This is a genomic window from Neobacillus sp. S1227, from assembly GCF_055385255.1.
The window spans coordinates 740,005-762,581 of the sequence record NZ_AP038276.1; the positions used below are offsets into that span (position 1 = coordinate 740,005).

Annotated in this window: 24 protein-coding genes and 2 pseudogenes; 16 read left to right on the plus strand and 10 right to left on the minus strand. The window is 37.1% G+C overall.

The genetic code is table 11. The annotated features are described in order from the left end of the window. Positions 1-54 precede the first annotated feature (54 nt). From ACZ5AE_RS03640 to ACZ5AE_RS03650, 3 genes are all read right to left on the minus strand, one after another. Positions 55-396: an NUDIX domain-containing protein gene (locus ACZ5AE_RS03640; protein WP_464569560.1), complete on the minus strand. Its 342-nt coding sequence runs from the start codon at positions 394-396 to the stop codon at positions 55-57. 240 nt (positions 397-636) lie between these two features. Then, positions 637-1,257 carry an HAD family hydrolase gene (locus ACZ5AE_RS03645; protein WP_464569563.1) on the minus strand — a complete coding sequence of 207 codons (621 nt, stop codon included), beginning with the start codon at positions 1,255-1,257 and terminating at the stop codon, positions 637-639. A gap of 52 nt (positions 1,258-1,309) precedes the next feature. Next, positions 1,310-2,074: a DeoR/GlpR family DNA-binding transcription regulator gene (locus ACZ5AE_RS03650; protein ID WP_464569565.1), complete on the minus strand. Its 765-nt coding sequence runs from the start codon at positions 2,072-2,074 to the stop codon at positions 1,310-1,312. Positions 2,075-2,723: 649 nt separating this feature from the next. On the opposite strand from ACZ5AE_RS03650, the gene ACZ5AE_RS03655 reads away from it, so the two are divergent. The 7 genes from ACZ5AE_RS03655 (at position 2,724) to ACZ5AE_RS03685 (ending at position 8,436) form a co-directional block, all read left to right on the plus strand. Next, positions 2,724-3,281, plus strand: a complete 558-nt coding sequence (locus tag ACZ5AE_RS03655) for a DUF6431 domain-containing protein (protein ID WP_464569567.1) — start codon at positions 2,724-2,726, stop codon at positions 3,279-3,281. A gap of 39 nt (positions 3,282-3,320) precedes the next feature. Then, complete coding sequence (locus ACZ5AE_RS03660) at positions 3,321-4,676, plus strand: DDE-type integrase/transposase/recombinase (RefSeq protein WP_464565674.1); 1,356 nt, start codon at positions 3,321-3,323, stop codon at positions 4,674-4,676. Next, a complete protein-coding gene (locus ACZ5AE_RS03665; protein ID WP_464565672.1) occupies positions 4,669-5,469 on the plus strand; it encodes an ExeA family protein in 801 nt (266 codons plus the stop codon). The genes ACZ5AE_RS03660 and ACZ5AE_RS03665 overlap by 8 nt, the downstream gene beginning before the upstream one ends. Next, complete coding sequence (locus tag ACZ5AE_RS03670) at positions 5,466-5,702, plus strand: DUF5348 domain-containing protein (RefSeq protein ID WP_464565670.1); 237 nt, start codon at positions 5,466-5,468, stop codon at positions 5,700-5,702. Before ACZ5AE_RS03665 ends, ACZ5AE_RS03670 begins: the two co-directional genes overlap by 4 nt. A 312-nt stretch (positions 5,703-6,014) precedes the next feature. Continuing rightward, on the plus strand, positions 6,015-6,548 hold the full coding sequence (locus tag ACZ5AE_RS03675; protein WP_464569569.1) for a cysteine hydrolase family protein: 534 nt from the start codon (positions 6,015-6,017) through the stop codon (positions 6,546-6,548). A 306-nt stretch (positions 6,549-6,854) separates the two neighbouring features. Further along, the gene (locus ACZ5AE_RS03680) at positions 6,855-7,328 is read left to right on the plus strand and encodes a GNAT family N-acetyltransferase (protein WP_464569571.1); all 474 of its coding nucleotides are present in this window, start codon (positions 6,855-6,857) and stop codon (positions 7,326-7,328) included. A 595-nt stretch (positions 7,329-7,923) separates the two neighbouring features. Then, positions 7,924-8,436: an SRPBCC domain-containing protein gene (locus tag ACZ5AE_RS03685; protein ID WP_464569573.1), complete on the plus strand. Its 513-nt coding sequence runs from the start codon at positions 7,924-7,926 to the stop codon at positions 8,434-8,436. A gap of 1,193 nt (positions 8,437-9,629) precedes the next feature. Here the strand turns inward: ACZ5AE_RS03685 and ACZ5AE_RS03690 are convergent. Beyond that, positions 9,630-9,833 (minus strand): helix-turn-helix transcriptional regulator, encoded by a 204-nt coding sequence (locus ACZ5AE_RS03690; RefSeq protein WP_464569575.1) that lies wholly within the window; start codon positions 9,831-9,833, stop codon positions 9,630-9,632. Then, complete coding sequence (locus ACZ5AE_RS03695; protein WP_464569577.1) at positions 9,834-10,136, minus strand: hypothetical protein; 303 nt, start codon at positions 10,134-10,136, stop codon at positions 9,834-9,836. Between the two features lie 171 nt (positions 10,137-10,307). Here ACZ5AE_RS03695 and ACZ5AE_RS03700 point away from each other — a divergent pair, with 171 nt between their 5' ends. From ACZ5AE_RS03700 to ACZ5AE_RS03710, 3 genes are all read left to right on the plus strand, one after another. Further along, positions 10,308-11,072 carry a SurA N-terminal domain-containing protein gene (locus ACZ5AE_RS03700; protein WP_464569579.1) on the plus strand — a complete coding sequence of 255 codons (765 nt, stop codon included), beginning with the start codon at positions 10,308-10,310 and terminating at the stop codon, positions 11,070-11,072. A 610-nt stretch (positions 11,073-11,682) separates the two neighbouring features. After that, a complete protein-coding gene (locus tag ACZ5AE_RS03705) occupies positions 11,683-12,150 on the plus strand; it encodes a transposase family protein (protein ID WP_464565413.1) in 468 nt (155 codons plus the stop codon). Then, positions 12,083-13,249, plus strand: a complete 1,167-nt coding sequence (locus tag ACZ5AE_RS03710) for an ISL3 family transposase (RefSeq protein WP_464573536.1) — start codon at positions 12,083-12,085, stop codon at positions 13,247-13,249. The genes ACZ5AE_RS03705 and ACZ5AE_RS03710 overlap by 68 nt, the downstream gene beginning before the upstream one ends. Before the next feature lie 46 nt (positions 13,250-13,295). Here the strand turns inward: ACZ5AE_RS03710 and ACZ5AE_RS03715 are convergent, their stop codons facing one another. Then, positions 13,296-13,496, minus strand: coding sequence for a hypothetical protein (locus ACZ5AE_RS03715; protein ID WP_464569581.1), 201 nt, complete (start codon positions 13,494-13,496; stop codon positions 13,296-13,298). A 411-nt stretch (positions 13,497-13,907) separates the two neighbouring features. Between ACZ5AE_RS03715 and ACZ5AE_RS03720 the strand changes: the two genes are divergently transcribed. The 3 genes and pseudogenes from ACZ5AE_RS03720 to ACZ5AE_RS03730 form a co-directional block, all read left to right on the plus strand. Then, positions 13,908-14,126, plus strand: a complete 219-nt coding sequence (locus ACZ5AE_RS03720; RefSeq protein WP_213146163.1) for a DUF1659 domain-containing protein — start codon at positions 13,908-13,910, stop codon at positions 14,124-14,126. A 177-nt stretch (positions 14,127-14,303) separates the two neighbouring features. Then, positions 14,304-14,522 carry a DUF2922 domain-containing protein gene (locus ACZ5AE_RS03725; protein ID WP_464569583.1) on the plus strand — a complete coding sequence of 73 codons (219 nt, stop codon included), beginning with the start codon at positions 14,304-14,306 and terminating at the stop codon, positions 14,520-14,522. 123 nt (positions 14,523-14,645) lie between these two features. Continuing rightward, a pseudogene (locus tag ACZ5AE_RS03730) lies at positions 14,646-14,726 on the plus strand (YvrJ family protein); the annotation flags it as partial. Between the two features lie 95 nt (positions 14,727-14,821). Here ACZ5AE_RS03730 and ACZ5AE_RS03735 read toward each other — a convergent pair. Next, entirely contained in the window at positions 14,822-15,298 is a 477-nt protein-coding gene (locus tag ACZ5AE_RS03735) for a DinB family protein (protein WP_464569585.1), read from the minus strand. A gap of 127 nt (positions 15,299-15,425) precedes the next feature. Here ACZ5AE_RS03735 and ACZ5AE_RS03740 point away from each other — a divergent pair, with 127 nt between their 5' ends. Next, positions 15,426-16,082 carry an ArsR/SmtB family transcription factor gene (locus ACZ5AE_RS03740; RefSeq protein ID WP_464569587.1) on the plus strand — a complete coding sequence of 219 codons (657 nt, stop codon included), beginning with the start codon at positions 15,426-15,428 and terminating at the stop codon, positions 16,080-16,082. A gap of 189 nt (positions 16,083-16,271) precedes the next feature. On the opposite strand, the gene ACZ5AE_RS03745 is transcribed toward ACZ5AE_RS03740, so the two are convergent. Beyond that, positions 16,272-17,666, minus strand: coding sequence for an MFS transporter (locus ACZ5AE_RS03745; RefSeq protein WP_464569588.1), 1,395 nt, complete (start codon positions 17,664-17,666; stop codon positions 16,272-16,274). A 90-nt stretch (positions 17,667-17,756) separates the two neighbouring features. Beyond that, entirely contained in the window at positions 17,757-18,566 is an 810-nt protein-coding gene (locus ACZ5AE_RS03750) for a TrmB family transcriptional regulator (protein WP_464569590.1), read from the minus strand. A 497-nt stretch (positions 18,567-19,063) separates the two neighbouring features. Here ACZ5AE_RS03750 and ACZ5AE_RS03755 point away from each other — a divergent pair, with 497 nt between their 5' ends. Together ACZ5AE_RS03755 and ACZ5AE_RS03760 are read left to right on the plus strand one after the other, a co-directional pair. Next, on the plus strand, positions 19,064-20,104 hold the full coding sequence (locus ACZ5AE_RS03755) for an NADH:flavin oxidoreductase/NADH oxidase (RefSeq protein ID WP_464569592.1): 1,041 nt from the start codon (positions 19,064-19,066) through the stop codon (positions 20,102-20,104). Positions 20,105-21,062: 958 nt separating this feature from the next. Beyond that, positions 21,063-21,488, plus strand: coding sequence for a MaoC family dehydratase (locus ACZ5AE_RS03760; RefSeq protein WP_464569594.1), 426 nt, complete (start codon positions 21,063-21,065; stop codon positions 21,486-21,488). Between the two features lie 162 nt (positions 21,489-21,650). Here the strand turns inward: ACZ5AE_RS03760 and ACZ5AE_RS03765 are convergent. Further along, a pseudogene (locus ACZ5AE_RS03765) lies at positions 21,651-22,493 on the minus strand (tyrosine-type recombinase/integrase). Positions 22,494-22,577 lie beyond the last annotated feature (84 nt).

Here is a 22,577-nt window from a genome sequence, read left to right on the forward strand (position 1 = left end):
AGTCCTTCCGTTTGGGAATGGGGGATTTGGCCCAATTGATGCGGGACAGAAAAACTAAAAAATAGGTAAGTCCGCGAATTTAATATACTCCTGGCGGAGGAAGACCAAGCAAGATAAACGGCTTGGTCTTTTTACCTTTCCTAGATACAGGGACAGTTTGGTTTTGAAGATAAAAACCCATCCTGTGGTTGGTGTTCCTTCAACTACTCTATATTTAATGGAGATTAAATTAATGATAAATTTGTCGTATTCATGGGTGTTGTCATTAAAAACTTCATTAAATGTCTCAATTTTACAGCCCAACTCTTCAGCAATTTCCCTTTTTAGCGCTGAATAAATGTCCTCATTTGCTTCCACTTTTCCACTAGGGAACTCCCACCTATTTGGAATCGACATTTGTGGTGATCTTAAGGGTAATCGTGTATAAACACTTATATTTATTCGTATTTGTGAAGCGATGCTTACTGCACTAACGGGAGGTTAGTTTAATAAGGGGAAATCGTTTATCCAGATAAAAGAGAAGGCTACTTAAATCTCAGAAGCCCCTCTTATTAATATGTTTGCAATAGATTGAAGTTGTTTCGTCCAAGCAAGCTCATTTAGTTTCCATTTATCACCTACACCGTTGTAAATACCCTAATAGAGTAAACCAATTATATCCTGTGGTCTTTCAAATTTGTATTTAGCTTGAATATTCTGGTGGTTTTTACAGCCCCATAAAGCTAAACCAAAGTCTATTCCTGTATCCCTTGCACATTCATAATCGTAAACTGTGTCCCCGATATATAAAGAAGTTTTTGGGTCTGCACCAGAAATCTCTAAAAACTTTAATAACGGTTCAGGATTCGGCTTATGTTTTTCTGTATCATCAGCACACACGGTATGAGTCAAATAACTTGAAAGTCCAAATGGCACAAAATCATTTATTAATTCTTCATTGGTTTTCGATGTCACAATTCCTTGAATGATATTTCTGCTCTTTAAGGTTTCTAATAAATCTTTAATGCCACTAAACACTTCTATCGAATGAAAAAAATCCTTCATAAAGTAATTCCAGCGATCATTAGCCCTGTCAATATCACTAATGCCTAATCGTGGCAAAGAGTCAGATCCGGGAATTCCAAGAACAAAATACAAATCTTCAAGTGGAACAACCTTGTCATAGTCTGTTCTTAGCACTTTTTGAAGCGAACCTAAAACTGCTTTTTCTGTATCTATCAGCGTTCCATCTACATCAAAAATAATCGTATTATACATAATCTCTCTCCCTCTTGTTTAATTATGAAAAAACTCTGATTATCTCCCAGCTTTAATCTTTACTTGCAATTAATACTTCAACACCATATTTATCCATAACATCATATAAATCATTAGGTGGAACTTCATTTGTAATGAATGTATCAATTGATTCGAATGTTAAAGCTCTATAATTCTGTCGATGATTATATTTGCTATGATCGGCTAATAAAATAACTTGGTCAGTATGCTTTATTAATTCACGTTTAAAATGAATATCTTCTTCAAATGCATAGTATAAACCGTTCTCAGTAATACCTGCTGCTCCAATAAATACCTTATTGAAGTGATAATCTTTAAGTTTTTCAATAGTTGAATATCCAGTGAGATGTCTGGATGACTTATTTAACGTTCCGCCTAAGAGTTGAATCTTTGTATCCTCAGTTTGGGCTAACATATAAGCAGTATCAATTGAATTCGTCACAATGGTAACAGGTTGTGACTGTATGGATTGAGCAATAAAATTAACTGTGGTGGAAACATCTAGATAAATCAATTCATCGTCAGCTATCATATTTGCTGCTTTCACTCCAATTAATTTTTTCATTTCAAATTCAGTCTGTAATCGCTCTTGATAATTATCAATTTTCTTATGAAAAGATGCTAAAGAAACTCCACCATAGGTTCTAACCACTGCTTTATTTGTTGAAAGTTTAACTATGTCTCGTCTTGCGGTATCACGGGAGATATTAAACGTTTCACACATCTGTTTAATATTCATTGTTTTATAAGATTCTAAATAATTAAGGATGCGTATTAATCGTTCTTCTTGATTCATTAGTAACCTCCTCAATTATATGATAAGTCAACTTAAGGCATTACGGAAGTGACTTCAAGTAAATTTATCAAAAAAACTTATCAATTAAGTTACTTTAAGTTATTAATACGCTTTTCGGTATTGCTATAATTTAGATTTTGTGAAAGGTTTCACTTAAACTAACAGGTGCATTCCTTCAATAAGGGATGCTAATTGTAGCTAAAACATTGGTGTTGATACATTAACTTACCTTGACGAAAATAAATAATGAAAGCTAAGCACCGTCCTTTCTCTACGTTTTGTAATAAGAAAAGGGTGGTGTTTTATTATGGGAATTACAGCAAACGGATCTTGATAAAAAAATTGTAACGTTTTATCTTCTTTTATAGAAAACAACCAACTAATACCTTAATCATGCTAAAGTGAACCAAAACATATCTGAGGAGGAAGAGTAGTGCAGTATATTGATAGTTTCGGTTGGGTGTTATTGCCATCCCAATATGACCGAAAGTTGACGGTGTTGCCTGTCCAGAATTAGACGGTTATAATGTCCATGTATACATAATTCGAAACATTTCGACATTAATAATTCTGGAGAAAGGAAAAGACGCCTCCCATAATGTATATCTGCGCCAACAGATATACAGGAGACGTCCCCTAAAAAACCCATATGATTATTGTATCAGATTATAAAATAATTGAAAACAATGGAGTTTTGGTTAGAGGTGCGGGGAGGATTCCTTCGCCCTGTTGTGGGAAAAGCATGAGCGTAATTGGTACTAGAGAAAGAAAATCAAGAGAATGTTCTGGAGAGACAATAGTATATAATATTCGGCGATTAGGGTGTGATCAATGCGGCCGGATTCATCATGAATTACCAGATTTCTTAGTTCCATATAAAAGATATAAGGCAGAGTGTATAGAGTCGGTTCTCACGAACCCTTCTACACATGATGTTCCAGCTGATGAATCTACTTTATTTCGTTGGTATGATTGGTTTAATTATTTCGTAGATTACTGGGCTAATTGTCTCTTATCAATTGTGCTTCGAACTAGTCAGGATAAGGTCCCTTTGAATTTGACGTCCGCAAATTCAGAGACTGCACTTCATAGAATAGGACGACTGGTAGGGAATGCCCCCAGATGGCTGGAGAGAATTGTCCGTCCGATTGTGAATATTAATTTGTGGGAACATACCCGTTCTGCATTCTTGTCCGAGGATAGCTGATTTACACTCATGATAAACACATATTAGAGGAGTGTTATCATGAGAGATCGTAAAAAGGCAGAAGAAATCGCAGCACAAAGGTTCCAGCTCATTGCCCCTCTTTTGGCGGAAGGGCTAGATGCTGGAAAAGCAAAGGAATTGAAAAACCATATATGTAAGACCAGCGGTCTTTCTGAAAGGACCATTAGACGTTATCTTGAGCAGTACCGTAATGAAAGTTTTGAAGGGCTAAAACCAAAAGGAATCTCGGGAAAAATGAAAAAAGAGATTATTCCCTCGCATTTATTGGAACAAGCGATTCTCCTTCGAAATGAGGCCCCTACTAGAAGTGTTGCACAAATTATTCAAATACTTGAGTGGGAAGGCTTGGCTACACCAGGGCAGCTAAAGCGTTCAACTCTTCAAGAAAAGTTAACTGAAAGAGGCTACAGTTCACGACAAATGAGGCTCTACTCTCAAACTGGAGTAGCAGCTAGACGATTTCAAAAGCGTCACCGGAATCAGCTGTGGCAATCCGATATTAAGTTTGGCCCTTATTTACCCATTGGACCAAATGGCACGAAGAAGCAGGTCTACTTAGTCGCTATAATAGACGACGCGACTCGATTTATTTTACATGGAGCCTTCTATCCTACTCTTGATTCTAGGATTATTGAAGATGCTTTTCGAAACGCCATACAAAAATACGGTGTCCCCGATGCCGTTTATTTTGATAACGGTAAACAATATCGAACCAAGTGGATGTCACGTACATGTTCCAAATTGGGGACAAGATTAATCTATGCAAAACCCTATGCGGCTGAGTCAAAAGGTAAAGTTGAACGCTTCAATAGAGTCGTTGATTCCTTCTTAAGTGAAGCAGCCCTTGAAAAGCCCAATTCTTTAGATCGATTGAATGAGCTTTTTCAAGTATGGTTATCAGAGTGTTATCAGAATAAATCCCATTCCGGTCTTGGGGAGAACATTAGCCCTGAAACTGCTTTTCGAAGCGATAAAAAAGCACTTCGATTTATTGATCCTGATAAACTAGCGAATGCTTTCTTGCATTGTGAGACGAGGAAAGTAGATAAGTCGGGATGCATTAGTTTTATGGATCAGAAATATGAAGTTGGTCTTTCTTTTATAGGTCGTCAAGTAGATGTTGTATATGATCCTGCGGATTTTGAGGAGCTAACAATTGAATACGAGGGTTATTCCCCTTGGAGAGCAAAAAAGCTTGTGATTGGAGAAAGAGCCGGAAGGCGTCCAACTTTGCCTTCACACCTTCAATCACTTGAAGTTGATTCTTCCAGATTACTTAAAGCAGCCGAACAGAAGCATCAAGAAAGAAAAATTGAACAAGCTCCAGCCGTTTCTTTCCGTGCTGTTTGGAAGGAGGACGGCGAAGATGTTTGAGTCTTTTTATGGGATGAAGCATACCCCTTTTACAAGAGATGTGCCTACTACTCAACTTTATGATTCCATTACGATGCAAGAGGTTTTAGGTCGCTTAAAGTATACCGCAGAAAGGCAGCTATTTGCCGTTTTAACTGGGGATTGCGGTACTGGGAAAACGACCACCATCCGGAAATTTGTAGATGGACTTGATCAAGGGAAATTTCAAATACTATATTTATCCGATTCAAAACTAACTCCTAGACATTTTTATAAAGGCTTGTTAGAACAGCTAGGATCGGAATCGAAGTTTTATAGAGGCGATGCCAAACGACAGCTTCATCGAGAAATTGAATTAATGAGAGGTATTCATGGGATTCAGCCTGTCGTCGTGGTGGATGAGTCACACCTATTAGATCGTGAAATGCTTGAGGAAGTTAGATTTTTACTCAACTTTAAGATGGATGCACAAAGCCCAATGGCCCTTATCCTTGTGGGCCAAAGTGAATTATGGGATCGTCTGCGTCTTCAATCATACGCTGCCATACGTCAAAGAATCGATATTCAGTTCAAATTAAGTCACTATGATCGTGCACAAGTAGATGCGTATGTCTCACGACATCTAGAATATGCAGGAATTGACCAACAAATCTTTTCAGATGGTGCTTTGGAGGAAATACATCGATTTTCTGGCGGAACCCCAAGGCTTATTAATAAAGTATGTACACACAGCCTTCTTTATGGAGCTCAAAATGGCCGTCGGATTATTGATGATCATATGATTAAGCATGTCATTCAGGGTGAACTGTCATGAAGAGCCGCTGGAAAGAAATGAAGTATAATGAGGATTTCAATTGTTGGGTGGTCTTCTGGGGTGATAATACAGGCTACAAGGTACGCTGTGACGATTGGTTTGATCTTCACCTCGGAGATGGAAGGAAGCTTTCTTGCCGTATGGAACTCGGAAGAGATTGGTATATTATCGCCGGTAGGAATGATACAAAATTTTATTTGAAACAAAACGAAACCTATCAGGTTGATATTTAATTGAAGGGGAAGCTAAGGTCTTCCCCTTTCTTTCGGTCAAAATCTTCGTCAGATTTAGGACAAATGATACCGTCAATTTCTTGCCAAAATAGAACGTCAGTAACAGTTGGGTCCTAAATATAATTCTATTGATTTGTTTTGTTATAGCATTATTGGCGCTAATGAGAAAACCGAAAGAAAATAGAAAGAACACAAAGAAGAAAATGTGAAGGAATGTACATAAACAAACGGTTAGCAATAGTTGAACAGTGGGGATTGCTGTAGCGGTATAATAAGAATAACCATTAAATTTTATGTGAGGGATGATATTTTATGAGTAATAGTGTTTTGTTAGTTGTTGATGTTCAAACAGCATTGATTAAAGAACATCCATATAATGAGAAAAAAGTAATTGGGAATATCAAAAAACTTATCTCTATTGCAAGAGATTCTAATAAAGAAGTGTTATATGTTCGGCACGATGATGGTATAGGTGAAGAATTAGAATATGGTACTGATGGATGGCAGATTTATAATGAAATAGCACCTATTAAGGATGAAAGGGTTTTTGAAAAAAAATATAATAGTGCATTTTTCAAAACTGGCTTAAAGGAATATTTGGAGAGTAAAAAAATAGATACTATTATTTTGACAGGACTTCAAACAGAATATTGTATTGATGCAACTTTGAAAAGTGCATTTGATAATGGATATAGTGTAATTATTCCAGAACAAACAAATACAACTTTTGATAATGAGTATCTATCTGGTGAAAAACTTTATGAGTTTTATAATTATAAAATATGGAATAATCGTTTTGCCAAAGTTCTATCTGTTGATGAAGTAAGCAAAATCTTGTTTAGGTAAATTATTTTTTTGGTTAAATAGATTTAATAAAGTCACAATGTCCTTATTTCACTAACGGGGGCTTGAGCTTAATAGAGTTGCTGCGGAGACTCTTCACTAACTGGCAGTTTAGTTGAACAATCGTCATTAGCTTTTTTTCAACAATCGGGCCATTTAACGGATTAAGGAAAAGTATTATTAATGGCAAAACAAAGTGGTTTGTTCAGAGAATATTTTTGTTCATAAAACGGATTTAGTATTCTGAAAATTCATCGCAACAGGAACACACGTTTGTTAAAATAAAGTAAACGACAAAGGGGGAGTTTGATGAGTAATATAATGCTTCGGAATGTGATTGAGGATGATCTTCCTATTTTTTTCAAGCATCAACAGAACCATGAAGCGAACCATATGGCTGCCTTTACGAGCAAAGACCCCAGTGATTGGGATGACTTCACTACACACTGGAACAAAATTCTTACGGATAAGGAAATTATAAAGCAGACGATTATTGTCGAAAAGAATGTGGTTGGGCATATTTCATGTTTCGAGCAGTTCGGAGAACCAGAAGTTAGCTATTGGATTGGAAAGGAATATTGGGGAAAAGGAATCGCAACAAAAGCTTTACGGGAATTTCTAAAGCACATTACAATTCGTCCCCTTTATGCTCGTGCCGCGAAAGACAATGTAGGATCTCTTAAGGTTCTAGAGAAATGTGGATTCATGATTACTGGTGAGGACAGTGGGTTTTCTAATGCACGTGGCGAAGATGTGGAGGAGTTTATTCTTACCCTCAATTAAAGAAATCTAAAAATAAAGTATGTATTACGTTATAGGGCGCAATTCTGCAGCAAGAATTGTGCTCTTTCTTTAGGTTAAGGGCCAATATGTTAAGGCTTATTGAGCTAAAGGGGCAGCATTCCTGTATTAAATGAACTTTAAAAGGATAAGTTTGAGAAGAATTACACTTAAACAAACGGGTGCTTTTATTTAATAAACTTATGATAAGCTGCAAGGCATAAATGTAATAAAACATTCACAATAAGTATTAATAAAAATGCAGAAGTACTCTGTATTATCGGAAAGGTTGAATGTATGAAAAGTCCAATGGCAGCTGTAATTGCATATGAAGAGAATGGAATTAGTTAAGAATTCTAAGACCAAATCAATGAAAGTACATTAAGTCTGTTAGTAATCCAGATTTAGGTGGAACTCAATTATGAGAAAAATTATTGTGCTTGAACATGTATCTCTTGATGGTGTCATACAAGCCCCAGGCGGGCCAGACGAAGATATCACCCGATTACGCTCTCATGGCCGATCTTCTGGTTCAGACTTCAAGCACTCTGTAGCAAAGTAGGGGAATAGTCACCTTCAAAAACCAAGGAGGATTTTCATGGAAAACATTCTGAATCAATCGTTCGAAATTGCAATTACGCGTGTTTTCGATGCCCCTCGCGAACTCGTATTTAAAGCATGGACAGAGCTCGGGCATTTCGCGAAATGGTGGGGACCAAAGGGGGGCACCCTCGAAATCGTTAAAATGGACGCTCGATCAGGTGGCGAGTTTTTAGGTATTCAGACGTCTCCTGACGGAAATCAGGTTATGTGGGAAAAATTTGCATACCAAGAGGTTGTCGAACCTGAGAAAGTGGCTTATATCCGATCCTTTTCCGATGAGCAAGGCAATACGGTCCGAGCGCCTTTTAGCGTGAGCTGGCCTCTTGAAATTATGAATATCATAACGCTAGATGATGACGAAGGTAAAACTGTTTTAAAACTGAAAGGTTGCCCTGTGAACGCTTTAGCTGAGGAACAAGAAACCTACAAAGGTATGGCTCCTAAGCTTCAACGAGATCTTGAGGGTACTTTCGATAAACTTGCCGACTACCTTGTCTCCCTGAATTAGAAACCTTAATCACTTTGAATATTATGTTTCAGCTGGGAATGTTTGTTCAATAAAACAGCAGCAGTCTAGGACCTTATTTTCTCGTCCATGGCTGCTGCTGTTTCGTTTATCGCGTCAGTCTAATACTTTGTTTTCTCATGACTGCTTGGACATAAAAAAGCATCCACCACTCAATTATATGCCCAACTACTGGGTGAGCTGCGCAGAGAATTGTATCGCCAGTATTTCTAGGTGTAAGAGTGGGGTTGGCACTTGGTGACAGCTTCACTGGTACTATCCCGAAACGCCGTACGGTTGAAAAACTTGATATAGTGAGAAGTCATTAATAATTTACCGTAATATACCAAGTGTTTGCGGGTGGTGTCAGCTACGCTGGTACTACCCCTTTTATGGTTTATAATGTGAGACACAGAGTTGAGGTTTATGCTCGAATGGGTAAAAAAACGGTTATCGAACATGGCGGTACACGATATGAAGCTGCTAAGAAAGCAAAAAGTAGATTAATGTCGAAGTAAGTATAGACCCTCCATTTATGGATAGTTGTATTAACTTCGATTCATTTACCTAGGTTTATAAATTAGAGATTACAGGCTGCAAGTTATCTAAATACTTGCGGCTTTTCTTATTGCACAACTGGGCAGTTTAGTTTAAGAATATTTCTTCACAAATTTAAATGAAAAAGCCGATTTTCCAACTTCGGAACTCGGCGGGTTTAGAAGTCCACTTTCAAGAAATGTAGGTTTACTAAACCTTGCTCTTAAAATAAGGTTATTTCTCTCACTTACATCATTGGATCTTGGATACGTTTATAAATTACATCAGGAACTTCTTGAAGTGAATCTACAGTTATAAAAAGACTACTATGCTTAACGTTAACTTCAACCATGTTATATTTCCATTCACTTTCTGCTGGAATGGATGATGCACGGGGACGGTTCTCATGATTCAAAAGCTGTTTCAGGCTATAAATCATCGAACCTTTCAATCTAACAAGGAGGTAATTAGTGAGAAAAAAATGAGGCAAAAAAACCGTCCCCATGCCTCATAGAATTAAAAAGGCTCTATGAGGTACATGATATGCGTTTGATAAACAGGTACAACAAATGCTTATTTCAGTATGTCAAAAATCAAATTACAGGACTGTTCAAATCTTGAGGAGTGCATAAAAAAGACCTCAAAAGGAGGTCAATTTATCACTTTCTAATAGAACCACTGATGAAAAGCTCATCTACTGTGGTATCTAATGCAGAGGCTATGTCAAACGCTAATTGTAATGTAGGGTCGTATTTATCATTCTCAATGGCATTTATTGTTTGTCTGGATACCTTACAGAGTTTAGCCAGCTCTTCCTGGGATAATTTAGCTGATTTTCTTAATTTTTTAATGTGATTTTCCATTTAATCCCCATATTTCTTCCTGTAAATTAGTAATGTTACCAGATATATAATGGAAATCACCGACAGAAACACGATCGGCGAAATCCCATTACCATTATAAGAAGCATTCCCCTGAATAGCTAGATAAATTGACTGTGCCACTTCTAATATTAGCATGCCGATAACGACGATAAATGAATATGATTGAGCCTTCGCGTTTATAAACTTCCTTCTTTCATCACCCTTTTGAGAAAATGGCGCAAAGAAAATCAGGATCCCGCAAACTAACAATATGACTGAATACACAATTTTAACCCAATCCATTTTTAAGTCCCCTCCTTATTAAAAATGTAAAAAGTATTAAATGTTTCAATCCTGTTATAAATATTAAAAAAGCGCGATACGGTTTCTTTTTCGTAAAATTAACTTTATAATGCGCACAAGATGATTTTTTTTTGGAAATTTATACTTCTGGCTTATGGAAGGAGCTCGATTATGAAAAAAATGATGTTTGCAGTAATAACTGTTCTAATGGCTGTTGTTCTAGCAGCATGCGGTGGAAATGAAGAAAGTAAAGCTAAAAATGACGAAAAAGCAAAAACATCGGTAACCGATCAGCAGAAGGAACAGCAAAAGCAAATGGAAGAAATGCAAAAGAAATTAAAAGCACAGCAAATAGATGAAAAGAAGACTGTTGCCATCGTGAATAATAAAAAAATTTTAGGAAGCGACTATAATAGCGCTTTAGCATCGATACAAGGACAAATGCAGCAAATGGGACAAGATCCGACTTCAAAAGAAGCTGCGAAGCAAGTGAAAAACCAAACCATTGACAGCCTAGTCGGACAAACTCTTCTTCTTCAAGAGGCAGATAAAAAAAACTTTAAAGTCTCAGAGGCAGCTATTAATAAGCGACTGGACGAAGTCAAAAAACGGTTTAAAACAAATAAAGAATTCGAAGCCGCTCTTCAAAAATCCGGCATGGATATGAAAACACTTAAAACTCAAATTGGTGACGATATTATACTAAATCAGTATGTTGAGAAAGAAGTGCCGGCTGATAAAGTAACCGATGAAGAAATTCAAAAAGCATATGATCAATATGCGGAACAAGGGAAGAGTACTGGACAAGAAATTCCAAAGCTTGAAGACGTAAAACAGCAAATTCAACAATCTCTTCAACAGCAAAAACAGCAGGAATCACTCTCTAAGCAGGTTGAAGAGTTAAAGAAAAATGCAAAGATTGATATTAAGATTTAAGATGGTACACACAAAAAATGAACAGCTTTAGGGGCTGTTGACAAACGCCCCTTCAAACGAAAAAGAAGATGAATCTCTACAAAATGTAGTGTTCATCTTCTTTTTTATTTGCTATTTTCTGTTTCTTTATAGGAGGCTCAGTGGAGTAAGGCTGCTGAAGCAACCCCCGCTGTATAAGAATAAGAAAACGGGTAAATTAAATCCAAAACTTGTGGAAGTTCCAGACCCACTAAAAGGATGCTGAAATCGCTGCAAAAATGAGGTTAGATGAAATGAAACAATAAAACAAACATCTCAAAATATAACTGGTTCCGTTTCCTATCACAAACAATTTATAGATGATACTGTTAAGTAGAAAGGAAAACAGGACGATAGCCATTAAATTGGTTATCGTCCTTCTTCAACTATAGGGTAGCCTTTACCACAATAACAAATAAAATTAATAAGCGAAAATTATGCAAGTTTATATACACAACTTGTTCAATTTAGGCTTTTTACATTCATAAAACATATTGCCATAAACAGCATTTTTAAGGTTCTTACGCTAAACTGGTGAAGGACCTTTTTTTCTCCTTTTGTAGTATAATAAAAATCAAAAGGAGTGCTAAACATGAACTCTATTTGTTGGTCATCTCCTGATCCTTTCCTTGAAGTTCTTCACATTTGTGAAGAAGAATCTTCATTTCAAATTACTATTCAAAGCACACATCAGTCTAGTCCATGTCCTCATTGCGGTGTAAGATCTTTTCGTCCTCATAGCCGTTATTCTCGTCTCATTAAAGATCTACCTATCGGTGAAAAATCAGTCTCTCTCCTACTAATCTCAAAAAAATGGTTTTGTGATAACTATTCTTGTGATAAGAACATTTTTACAGAGCGTTACGATTGGGTGCCTGCGAAAGGTCGTAGAACATTTCGAGCTGAGGAAGTTTTGCGTAAAATCGCTTTTGCATCCAGTTGTTTAAATGGAGAAAAAGTAGCGAAAGCAATCCATCTTCCAGTAAGTCATGATGTATTACTCTCGATTATTCGAAAAACGGAGATCAAACCAGATATTTCTCCCTTTTGTCGGAATTGATGACTTTGCCTTTCTCAAAGGACATAGTTATGGCACCATTATATGCGACTTGATAACCCATCAACCTGTTGCATTACTTCCTAATAGAAAGCCTGAAACGGTTACCGCCTGGCTGAATGGACAAAGATTTATAGAGGTTGTCAGTCGGGATGGGTTTCGAGCTTTTCGTCAAGCTATCTCTCAAGCATCTTCTACCATTTCTCAAGTATATGATCGTTGGCATTTTATTCGTGCAGCGAAAAGACAAGTTGATACTTGTCTAGTTTCCATTCTTCCAGCGTTGATTACATTGAACAAAAGGGAAGACCAGACCAACCTTGTACAGGCTGAAACCAAACAAGAACGTATTCAACTGGAACGTAACGAAAAGAAATTCGATTTGATTCAAACTGTCCAACAAGAATACCAGAAGGGGAAGAAGAAATCAGTATTAGCAAAAGAGTTTGATTTAGATCCCAGGACGATTACAAAATATCTAAAAACAACGAACTCGCCACTTATTAAACCTAGAGGGAAAAGAAAACGCCAGACAGCAGAGTTTCATGAGCAAATTGAGGAACTTGAACGAAAAGGACATACGATTAAGCAAATTGATTCAATTATTCGTGATTATGGGTATACTGGCACGCTTTCTGGAGTGCGTGTGGCAGTTGAAAGTATTCGCAAAGAAAGAAAATACCAACATTCCCAATCTCAAACACAAAGAATTTCACGCCAACAAGTAAGTGCCTACATATGGAAACTTCATTCAACCCTTACAGAACAAGAGTGTTACTTACTTAAACAATGCTTTACAGACAATCCCTCGCTTAAACCTTTTTATGAAACGGTTCAAACATTTAAAAAAGCATGGGAAGATTATGATTACAATGCCTTTTTAGATTGGTTAAAACAACAATTGTCCACTCGAACCAACCATTTGTATAGATTCGCTTTACAAATACGGAGTGATCTTCAAGCAATCAAACAAACCTTTCTTTCCCCGTTTAGTAATGGATTGATAGAAGGGCATGTCCATCGATTAAAACTCATAAAACGAATGATGTATGGACGTGCCAAACTAGATTTACTTGAAAAGCGAGTTCTCTATCACCTATAAAAGATTATTTTCAAAAAACTTTTCTGTACAAGAAACCTTCTAAATATCACTTTTTCACCAAAAACTCGTAAGAACCATTTTTAAATTGCCAAAAACATTTTTGAACCATCTTAAGTAGTTTTTCATCAGCAGAAGCCAATATAGGTAAGTTCACTACACTTGACCTAATTATAAAAATCACGAAATAAAAACTCTTTTGATCAGACATGACTGCTTCAGAAACAGGCAGCATACCTAGGTTCCCCATTACCCTCATAACACCCATCATCCTTAACGATTCCTCAAAGAATAAAGCTGAATCTGTTACTTTTGAACTTTTTCCTATAAGAGATGTTAATACGATTCCTGCTACTTTACAAAAATCCGCTTACCTATTTTTATGGAATTGTCTTTCAAAAACAAAGAAATCTATTACATGAGGATTTAAATGAAATGGAATGTAAGGACAATGAGTCAGCATACAACCCCCTTGGGATATTCAGGTAGTACGAGCCCAGCGTTTGATTGGTTAACCAACATTATCTTGGGTAATTTTCATCATCCGTCTTGAATTCCCGATTGTTCGTTGATCCTCCCTGCTGACTTCAAAAATATATTTCCCACCCTGTCCTTTTCCCTCCAAAAACCATAAATAAAGGGTGAAAGGAGGTGAGAGACAATGGCACAGGCATTACTAGAAGGTTCAAAGCTTCGACTGGCATTCCAGGTGGACCTGGACGAACAGGGAAATCCTGTTCTAAAAACTAAAACATTTAGCAACATCAAAATGGAATCAACTGTTGACCAGTTATTCCAAGTTGCAACAGCCATTTCTGCTTTATGCAATGACCCTTTAAACAAGGTAGAACGAAGCGACAGTACTGAACTTACTGCGTAACGGAAGCTAAGTAGTAAATTCTCGCGATTCAAATGATGCGCGGGGATGGTTCTGATAATCTAAAAAAGCTATTCATGCTATGAATCAACGAAGATTCAAACCTATCCAGAAGGAGGTTTGGAAAAAATTGAAGCAAAAGAACCGTCCCCATGTCTCAAAGAAAGGAGGTGAATAAAAATGGCAAAAACATTGGAATTAATGTTTGGTACGGAGTTTGGAAAGACTGCCCGTATAGCAGTGGACAATCCGAAGGAACCGATTGATGAGGCCGCTGTCAAACAAGCGATGGAACAGATCATTGCTGCAGATGTATTTACATCGGCCGGCGGCAGATATGTTGCTTCAAAAGGCGCAAGAGTCATCGACCGCAACGTAGTGGAGTATGAAATTGTTTAATAGGTTATTAGGTATCGATTTTGCAGGGGAATTTGGTCAAATCGATATGTTTAAGGGAGAGGCCGGATTCTTTTATGAAACCGGCCTCTTTTAAAATATGATTCGGAAAGGAGAGAATTTGCCATGGAACAAATCATCTCATTTATCAATGAGGTCGGCTTCCCTATCGTTGTGACCCTATATCTTCTATATCGAATAGAATCATCCTTTTATAAAAAGGTTTGATAGTTTTTGTAACCTTACTTAATTAAAGCGCCGGATTCTAGAATAATCTACTACATAAGTCTTGTACCAAAAGATTAATCCCATATCTTAGGGCGGTCTATCCCCATTAATCTCATATAGTCTAACAACTGTCCTGTATGAACAGATTCGTGGTAAGCGATACGTAAAAACATATCCCCAAGTGTTCTTACATAGCCTACGTCGGAACGATCAATTTTTATATTTTCTAAATCGTTTAAACTAATTGTCTTTATGTATTTAATGAATTCTTCACGATATGGCTGAGCAAATGCAAGTTCGTCATCTACTGTTGTAAATATTCTTGTCTCAAATGGATTGGATAAATTGGATAACGCTCTACTGCCTCTACCAATAAGAATTTGGTGATAAAGAAACTCACCTTCTAATAAATGTCTAATCATTTCAGCACAAGTAAGTGCATTTTCATCAGGTTTCCAATTTAACATTTGTTTAGGTATTGCTTTCCACACTTTTTTGCTTCTACGTCTTACTTCCTCAAAATTAAAAATTATTAAATCATTTACATTCATTTTCTAACTCCTCCTGTCACGTTTCCACCATTTTATCACGCGAAAACTTCGGTTATAATCGAAGTATAAATGTTTAAGGAGGATGATGATGGGAAGTAGACCTGACTTTTCGTACGTTGCTAAACTAATGGCTGATTCATCAAGGGCTAACATGTTAGAGGCTCTTCTTGGTCTTGATGGCCTACCAGCAAGTGAGTTAGCAAGGAAGGCTAATATCTCATTGCAAACAGCAAGCGGTCATCTAGCAAAATTGGTGGAGGGAAATCTGATTAGTGTAGAAAAACATGGTCGCCATCGCTATTTTCGAATAGCTAATTCCAATGTCGCTCAGGCTATAGAACAGTTGACTGTTATTGCGCCGTCACCGAGTATCAATTCCTTGAAGGATTTTTCGCGCTCAGAAAAAGTTCGAATTGCCCGAACTTGTTATGACCATTTGGCTGGAAAACTCGGAGTATCGTTAACTGAAGCCTTCATAGAAAAAGGATATTTGGTTGAGGGGCAAGATGATTTTATTGTAACGGATGAAGGGGAAAAATTCTTTCGTGATTTCAAAATCAATCTTGATGATTTACGACAAAAACGAAGATATTTCGCTCGAAAGTGCCTAGATTGGAGTGAAAGGCGTTACCACCTTGCAGGGTCTCTAGGAAATGCTATTTTAGTGCGATTGTTAGATCTAGGTTGGATTGAAAAATTGTCCGATCGGGCTATAAACATTACTAAAGTCGGCAAATCAGGATTATACGAATCTTTGGGTATTATTACAATTGATCAACTATAAAATAGAAAAAATGGGGCGTAATCCTTTTTAATGAATAGCGCCCGATTGTGGAAGTTCGTTTCAAAGACCTTATTAAAGTAAAGCACCGTTAGTGCAATAAGGAACGTAAATACTTTGAAACACTCTTTTTCAAGTGTCCTATCTATAGGTACCATATTAAAAGCTAGACTTTTGAATTACACCTGGCCATTAGGAACGAACCGTCCCTCTCAGCCATTTAATCAGGCTCAAGATGATAAAACCAATCATGATATATGAATACCATTGAATAGCGTGGGTAAGACCAATCCATTCTCCAATATATCCAAGTGTCACCATAGGAATGCTGATGCCTAAGTAGGTTACTACGAAAAATAATGATGTCAAATTAGTCCGCATCTCATTAGTGGAAATTTGGTTCAGATAAGCTAAGCTGCCGGCATAGCTAGGACCGTTCCCTAATCCAATCAAGACCGTTGTTAATATAAGGAAGAATAATGACTTTGTAAATAAGGTAACAACGAGAAAGATTAGCCCAATAATTAATAAAATATAGCCTATGATGATGGACCGAAAGGCAGACTGTTTTCTCAACATGATCTGATGTAAGGTGGACACGCCTAAAACTAAAGCGACCATCGTCCCGGATAAGCTTAAACTCGCATGACTAGTAAAAAGTCCAAGGTAGGTGGGCATCACCGATAACATTAAACTCATAATTCCCCAAGATAGAAAAGAAGTGGAGGATGCCATTAGAAAAGGCCATCGAAATTCTTTCGTCACCGAGGGGAGTCGAAGAGAAGCTGCTCGGTTTGCAGGAACATTTTTTTCTAACATGAACTTTAATCCTAACATTCCAGTTGCAGCAAGTAAAATGTGTATAAGATAAGAAAATTGTAAAGGATAGGGAGCATATTCTCCAAGAAAACCAGAAATAAGTGGCCCCAAGGCATTTCCGAGCGTACCTGCTATAGCGGCAACAGATGCACTTTTCACTTTGTCTTGATAAGGATGAAGATCTGTCATATATGACACAGCAATTCCGTTCAGAATTCCTACGGATAACCCTTGGAAAATGCGTGCTAATATTAGTCCATTGACTCCGTCTGATACAGCAAAGCCAATGGACCCAAAGATAGAAAGCGTGACCCCAGCAAATAGCACTTTTTTTCTTCCCCACTGCTCAGAAAGCTGTGCAACCGTGATGATGGTTGGAATCACAATTAATGCATAAAGTGCATAGATAAAAGTCATGGTCCCGGAAGTGAAATTCCATTTTTCTTGATACAAAGAATAAAGAGGAGCAGGCAAGTTCGTACCAAGCAGGGTCATACACAAACAAAAGGCTACTAACCAAAATGAATACCGTCTTTGCTTAGCTATATCTACTTTTACTACTTGTGATAATGCTCCAAGTTGATCGATTAGCGAATCAAATGAATCCTCACTTCCCGTTGCGGCAATATTTATTTGCGTTAAATTGGTTTTCTTGTATTTTCCCGCTTTGATTTTTTCAATATTATATCCTCTACGAACAAAAAGGTCGGATAAATGAGCCAAGACCCCGGGATGGTTCTGTACTAGAATCGATATTGTATGAATCAAATGTCACTCAACCCTTTCTCCATTGTTTCTCCATTATTATAGATGTTATTTAACTAACTACTATAAAAAAATCAAAGAAAATACGGTTCTTCATTCGAACCGTTTTCCTGTAACTACGTAATACAAATCTGGATCGTTTCTCCAATATGATTTGACTTTATCCGTTCCTATTTGTTTTGTTAACTCTCCATAGGCAATATCATGGCGGATATATTCGATTGCCACCAAAACTAGTGCAGGATCTTTTGTTTTGACTGCCCAAGCAGCAGTATTCGGGGCGAAATTAGCTATTAACACTTCTTCCATGTCGCGAGCCACAATCGTTAGTCGCCCACCCATCCGTTTTTCTGCTATATTCGGAGCCATAAAATCATGATGGTATGTAACCCCTAGTTTAGTTTCCGGTTCTGAAAAAAGCATAGAAAACACCTTTATTCCCTCATTAGTTCGTTTTTCTATTTCTTCCTTGATGAAAGAGGCTTGTGGATTCCAAATGGACAGCCAGATTTCATGGTGTGCCTTATTAATCATGTCCACAATCTCAGCCATTACGTGTTCATCGCTATTCACACGCCAAATAACATCAGTTTCCCGTTCATTTTCCAGCGTTTTTAAATTCTTTTCTAAAAAATCGAAGGAATCTTCAAAACTTTTACGTAATCGCCGAATTAGCTCCTCGGCAGGAAGAGGAACATACTTTACAGGTTCTGAAGGAACGGTATAAATGGCACCTTTATCCAGTAACTTCCCTAACACCTCATAGATCATCGAACGAGGCACTCCAGATCTCTTGCTAACCTCATATCCTGTGACAGGTGAATTTATTAGCAGATTAATATAAGCTTTGCACTCATATTGGGAAAAACCTAATTTCTGAAGCTCTTTAACAATTTCCTCCATATATGACCTTCCCTTATATAGTAGTTAGTATTATACTTACTATATTGTGTGTTAGTAGAGATGTCAATATAAGTGGGAAGAAGGGGACAGATTAATTTTCCTACCTCATTTAATTGAGAGAAAGGGTGGGGATATCAACGATACTGCAATGGCTTGATTCGTCTAGCCTTTTTTTGAAAGATTCACAACATCGATTTCTCTATTTGATATTAATTTTATAAGAATGTGAAAAAATATACTTAAGAAAACAGGTGCAATAGTTAATGATGTGATCGCTGCGACGGTCTTTTTTCTTGTTGTGCTAAACGGAGCAGTTTAGCTTAACAAGGGTAATGTCAGAATAAGTGTACCTTAATAAGTGAAAAATAGTTAAAAAAGGATATAGAGATTATTTGATTATTTTTCATAATTCACACGGATGTTTTTATATGATTTGTAAAAAAAGGAACAGAAAAAGCTGATCCAGAAATTAAAAAATGATTTGGAGATGAAAAGGAATGAGTAATAAATTATTTTCACCTTTTGAACTGAAATCTTTAAAACTAAAGAACCGGGCTGTTATGGCTCCGATGTGCCAATATTCGGTTACTGAAAAGGACGGGAAGCCTAACGAGTGGCATTATGTTCATTACATCAGCCGAGCCATCGGAGGGACTGGTCTAATCATCATGGAAATGACTGATATAGATCCTGAAGGAAGGATTACCGACTATGACCTGGGTTTATGGTCAGATGACCAAATTCCAGCCTTTTCAAGAATTATTGACCAGGTACATGCCTATGGTACAAAAATAGGCATACAGATTGCCCATGCTGGACGAAAAGCCGAGGATGCTGCTAATCCAGTTGCCCCATCGGCTATAAAATTCCCTGATGAGGGCTATAAAACTCCACGTGCTTTATCCAATGAGGAAGTAAAGGAAATGGTTCAGTTGTTTGCTGATACAGCAGGAAGGGCAGTTAAAGCGGGTGTAGACATGATTGAAATTCATGCCGCTCACGGGTATTTGATCCATCAGTTCCAATCACCGCTTACGAATAAACGTGAGGATCAATACGGCGAGGATCTTTCCCTTTTTGGAAGAGAGGTTATCCAAGCAGTTAAAAAAGAAATGCCATCTGACATGCCCTTATCTGTCCGTATCACAGCAGTAGAATACGCTGATGGAGGCTATGATTTAGATCATGCCATTATGCTAAGTAAAGCCTATAAAGAAGCTGGTGCTGATATTCTTCATGTTAGTAGCGGTGGTGAAGGAATTCCAGGTGAAAGAAAGCCAGGAAATTACCCAGGCTACCAGGTTCCTTTTGCCCGTAAAATTCGTGAGGAAGTCGGCATTCCGGTAATTGCAGTAGGAATGCTCGAGAATCCTGCTGTAGCGGAGGCAGTGATTGGGAATGGAGATGCAGACTTGGTGGCAATTGCCCGTGGAATGCTAGTGGATCCATATTGGTCAACCCATGCAGCTATTGAACTACGTAGCAAGCAGTTAAATGTACCGAAACAATATGAACGAGGTTATCATATAAAAAGATAGCGTTTTGTATGGTGTGGTCAACTCTATCATAAGAACTTAGTTCATTATATATGTGAGTTATAATTAATACAATAAGAAGGCTGTAGCTTTGTATCGTGCTATAGCCTTCTTTATTTGTCCCAATTTGGATCGCTGCGGCGGTCCTTTGTGTGTTGTACTAACGAATCAGCTTAATTAAAGAAGAATAATTCATCAAATTAATAATGATAATATGGTTGATATTGTTGTTTTTTAAAATCGAGGTGTTCCTCTTGGTAAGGCTATTTATAGCGACAGTCATTTTAGTTCTTTTAGTTGCCCTCAAAATGCCCAGAAAAGGAACTAGCCACGAGTTACTAGCTACAATACAGTTTGCGTTGTTAATGAATTTTGTAACTGATTTGTATTTTGATTTAAAGTACAAATTTTACTGGTATTTTGATAAAGAACAAATAGAGTGGTTGTCCCTCGTTGTAGTCCTTGGTGAGATTGCTGTACTGGTTATTATTTTTAATTATTTTCCCCTGAAATCTAATGCCATTAAGAAATTTTTATATATCTTGGGATGGACCTGTATTCTTGTATTACTTGAATGGTATGCAGTTTATATTAGAGTTTTACATTATGGAATCGATTCTGCGCTGGTTTATTTTATTTCAATGTACATACTTTATTTCGTATTAGACTCTACGGCGGATAGAAGGGAAACTCAGTAATAAAGTCGCAAATTCTTCTTGAACTAACGGTGCAAGAGTTAAACAAGAGGTTGCTGCAGCAGCGTCTTGTTTTCTTATTGAACTTACGAAACAGGATAGTTAAATAAGGTATTTACAATTGCAAAGATGAATTATATATATCCCCAAAAAAGTATTCTTTTCTATTGATTTTAGAGGATTTTGAGTATTTTTTTAACTTGATGTGTATTTGATGCTACCTTAATATAAACAAGTGCAAAAGTTTCTAAATAAGAGGTGTAATTATGAAGTTTGATGAGTTTACAGTTGGACAGGTGTTTGAAACTAAGTCCTTCAAAATGACAAAAGCGGATATTATGAGATTTGCAGGAGAATTTGATCCTCAATATATGCATTTAGATGAGGAAAAAGCAAAGCAGGGGAGATTTGATGGAATCATCGCTTCCGGACTACATACATTAAGCATTTCAGTAAGGCTTTGGATTGAACAAGGTATCTATGGTGATGATATCATCGCTGGAACAGGGATGAATAATTTGAAATTTATAAAACCGGTGTATCCTGGTGATGAATTGTATACCATCGCCGAGGTTATCGATAAGAAAGTGACGAAGAATGAATCGGGAATCATTACTGTATTGTTATCTACTTACAACGATAAAGAAGATAAAGTATTAGAAGTAGACCTGTCGGGATTGATTAAGCGCTGATGTGTTGTAATTGAAAATAAGTGAAATAATCTACACAAGTCAATTACGGCTTATGGGTTGAGAATTTTCGTAATTAATTACATTTTTGGAAAGGGTCTTATTCCACTAACGGGTGCAATATGGAAAGGCAGCGGAGTTATCCAATGCCTTTTGCCATCCAATCTAAAAGTATTTTCTATAAAATTCCCTTCTAAGGCTCCCGCTTAACTGAGCATAAATCCTTGTAGTCTCGCTTTTTGCGTGTCCTAATAAACTTTGAATAACATCAATGGGAGCTCCGTTGTTCAAAAGGTGTATGGCATAGCTGTGACGTAGTTGGTGAGGATTAATTTCTTTGTTAATTCCTGCCCGACTTGATATTCGTTTTATGATGTACCTCATATGTCCAATACTCATCCTATGTGGGTGCCGTTCAGTAACAAAAATAGCTGGATCTTTATCCTGGCGAGAAGGTCTAAGTATCGTTTAAGCCAGATTTCAAATTGTATATTAAAGTATACCTCTCTCTCCTTGTCACCCTTTCCAAGCAAAATGGCTGAACGATTTGACCAATTAATACAATTTTTATCTAGAGAAACAATTTCACCTATTCTACAACCTGTTGAAAACATAAATTCAAATAATGCCTTTTCCATTGGATTTAAACAGACTTCCCTTAAATGTTCAATTTCTCTCTCCGTTAGAAACATCGGAATCCGTTTACCTTGTTTAGGTTCTTTTATTTTTGCTGCTGGGTTTCTTGGTAAATGCCCTTCCTCGTGTGCCCAACGAAACAAAGATTTTATAAAGCAAATTCTATGAGCTAAACTTGATGACTTTAGATGTTCACTGGATTTTGCTAAGGTATCCTTTCAGTTGATCAGTCGTCAATGACTGAATATCCACATCGTTAATGTGTTGAATCAGTAACTTGGACTGGAGCTTATATGCATTTAATGTCTGAGGAGAGAACCCTTCAATCCTTTTGTCCGATTCATATAATTCCCAGGCTTTTGATAATAACAAAATAATTCCTCCTTTTCGGTTGTATTAGAGGAATTATTGCCCTGATTATAGAATTGAAAACGTGGTATTGAAGTAACGGGGCAA

Bases quoted from the DNA above. Each gene is read 5' to 3' on its own strand.
- ACZ5AE_RS03735 (WP_464569585.1), bottom strand. From the start codon at position 15,298: ATGAATGTAAATGATTTAATAATTTTTAATTTTGAGGAAGTAAGACGT.
- ACZ5AE_RS03670 (WP_464565670.1), top strand. From the start codon at position 5,466: ATGAAGAGCCGCTGGAAAGAAATGAAGTATAATGAGGATTTCAATTGT.
- ACZ5AE_RS03700 (WP_464569579.1), top strand. From the start codon at position 10,308: ATGAAAAAAATGATGTTTGCAGTAATAACTGTTCTAATGGCTGTTGTT.
- ACZ5AE_RS03695 (WP_464569577.1), bottom strand. From the start codon at position 10,136: ATGGATTGGGTTAAAATTGTGTATTCAGTCATATTGTTAGTTTGCGGG.
- ACZ5AE_RS03660 (WP_464565674.1), top strand. From the start codon at position 3,321: ATGAGAGATCGTAAAAAGGCAGAAGAAATCGCAGCACAAAGGTTCCAG.
- ACZ5AE_RS03690 (WP_464569575.1), bottom strand. From the start codon at position 9,833: ATGGAAAATCACATTAAAAAATTAAGAAAATCAGCTAAATTATCCCAG.
- ACZ5AE_RS03755 (WP_464569592.1), top strand. From the start codon at position 19,064: ATGAGTAATAAATTATTTTCACCTTTTGAACTGAAATCTTTAAAACTA.
- ACZ5AE_RS03685 (WP_464569573.1), top strand. From the start codon at position 7,924: ATGGAAAACATTCTGAATCAATCGTTCGAAATTGCAATTACGCGTGTT.
- ACZ5AE_RS03705 (WP_464565413.1), top strand. From the start codon at position 11,683: ATGAACTCTATTTGTTGGTCATCTCCTGATCCTTTCCTTGAAGTTCTT.
- ACZ5AE_RS03750 (WP_464569590.1), bottom strand. From the start codon at position 18,566: ATGGAGGAAATTGTTAAAGAGCTTCAGAAATTAGGTTTTTCCCAATAT.
- ACZ5AE_RS03645 (WP_464569563.1), bottom strand. From the start codon at position 1,257: ATGTATAATACGATTATTTTTGATGTAGATGGAACGCTGATAGATACA.
- ACZ5AE_RS03655 (WP_464569567.1), top strand. From the start codon at position 2,724: ATGATTATTGTATCAGATTATAAAATAATTGAAAACAATGGAGTTTTG.
- ACZ5AE_RS03675 (WP_464569569.1), top strand. From the start codon at position 6,015: ATGAGTAATAGTGTTTTGTTAGTTGTTGATGTTCAAACAGCATTGATT.
- ACZ5AE_RS03665 (WP_464565672.1), top strand. From the start codon at position 4,669: ATGTTTGAGTCTTTTTATGGGATGAAGCATACCCCTTTTACAAGAGAT.
- ACZ5AE_RS03640 (WP_464569560.1), bottom strand. From the start codon at position 396: ATGTCGATTCCAAATAGGTGGGAGTTCCCTAGTGGAAAAGTGGAAGCA.
- ACZ5AE_RS03680 (WP_464569571.1), top strand. From the start codon at position 6,855: ATGAGTAATATAATGCTTCGGAATGTGATTGAGGATGATCTTCCTATT.
- ACZ5AE_RS03715 (WP_464569581.1), bottom strand. From the start codon at position 13,496: ATGGGGAACCTAGGTATGCTGCCTGTTTCTGAAGCAGTCATGTCTGAT.
- ACZ5AE_RS03710 (WP_464573536.1), top strand. From the start codon at position 12,083: ATGTATTACTCTCGATTATTCGAAAAACGGAGATCAAACCAGATATTT.
- ACZ5AE_RS03740 (WP_464569587.1), top strand. From the start codon at position 15,426: ATGGCTGATTCATCAAGGGCTAACATGTTAGAGGCTCTTCTTGGTCTT.
- ACZ5AE_RS03725 (WP_464569583.1), top strand. From the start codon at position 14,304: ATGGCAAAAACATTGGAATTAATGTTTGGTACGGAGTTTGGAAAGACT.
- ACZ5AE_RS03720 (WP_213146163.1), top strand. From the start codon at position 13,908: ATGGCACAGGCATTACTAGAAGGTTCAAAGCTTCGACTGGCATTCCAG.
- ACZ5AE_RS03650 (WP_464569565.1), bottom strand. From the start codon at position 2,074: ATGAATCAAGAAGAACGATTAATACGCATCCTTAATTATTTAGAATCT.
- ACZ5AE_RS03760 (WP_464569594.1), top strand. From the start codon at position 21,063: ATGAAGTTTGATGAGTTTACAGTTGGACAGGTGTTTGAAACTAAGTCC.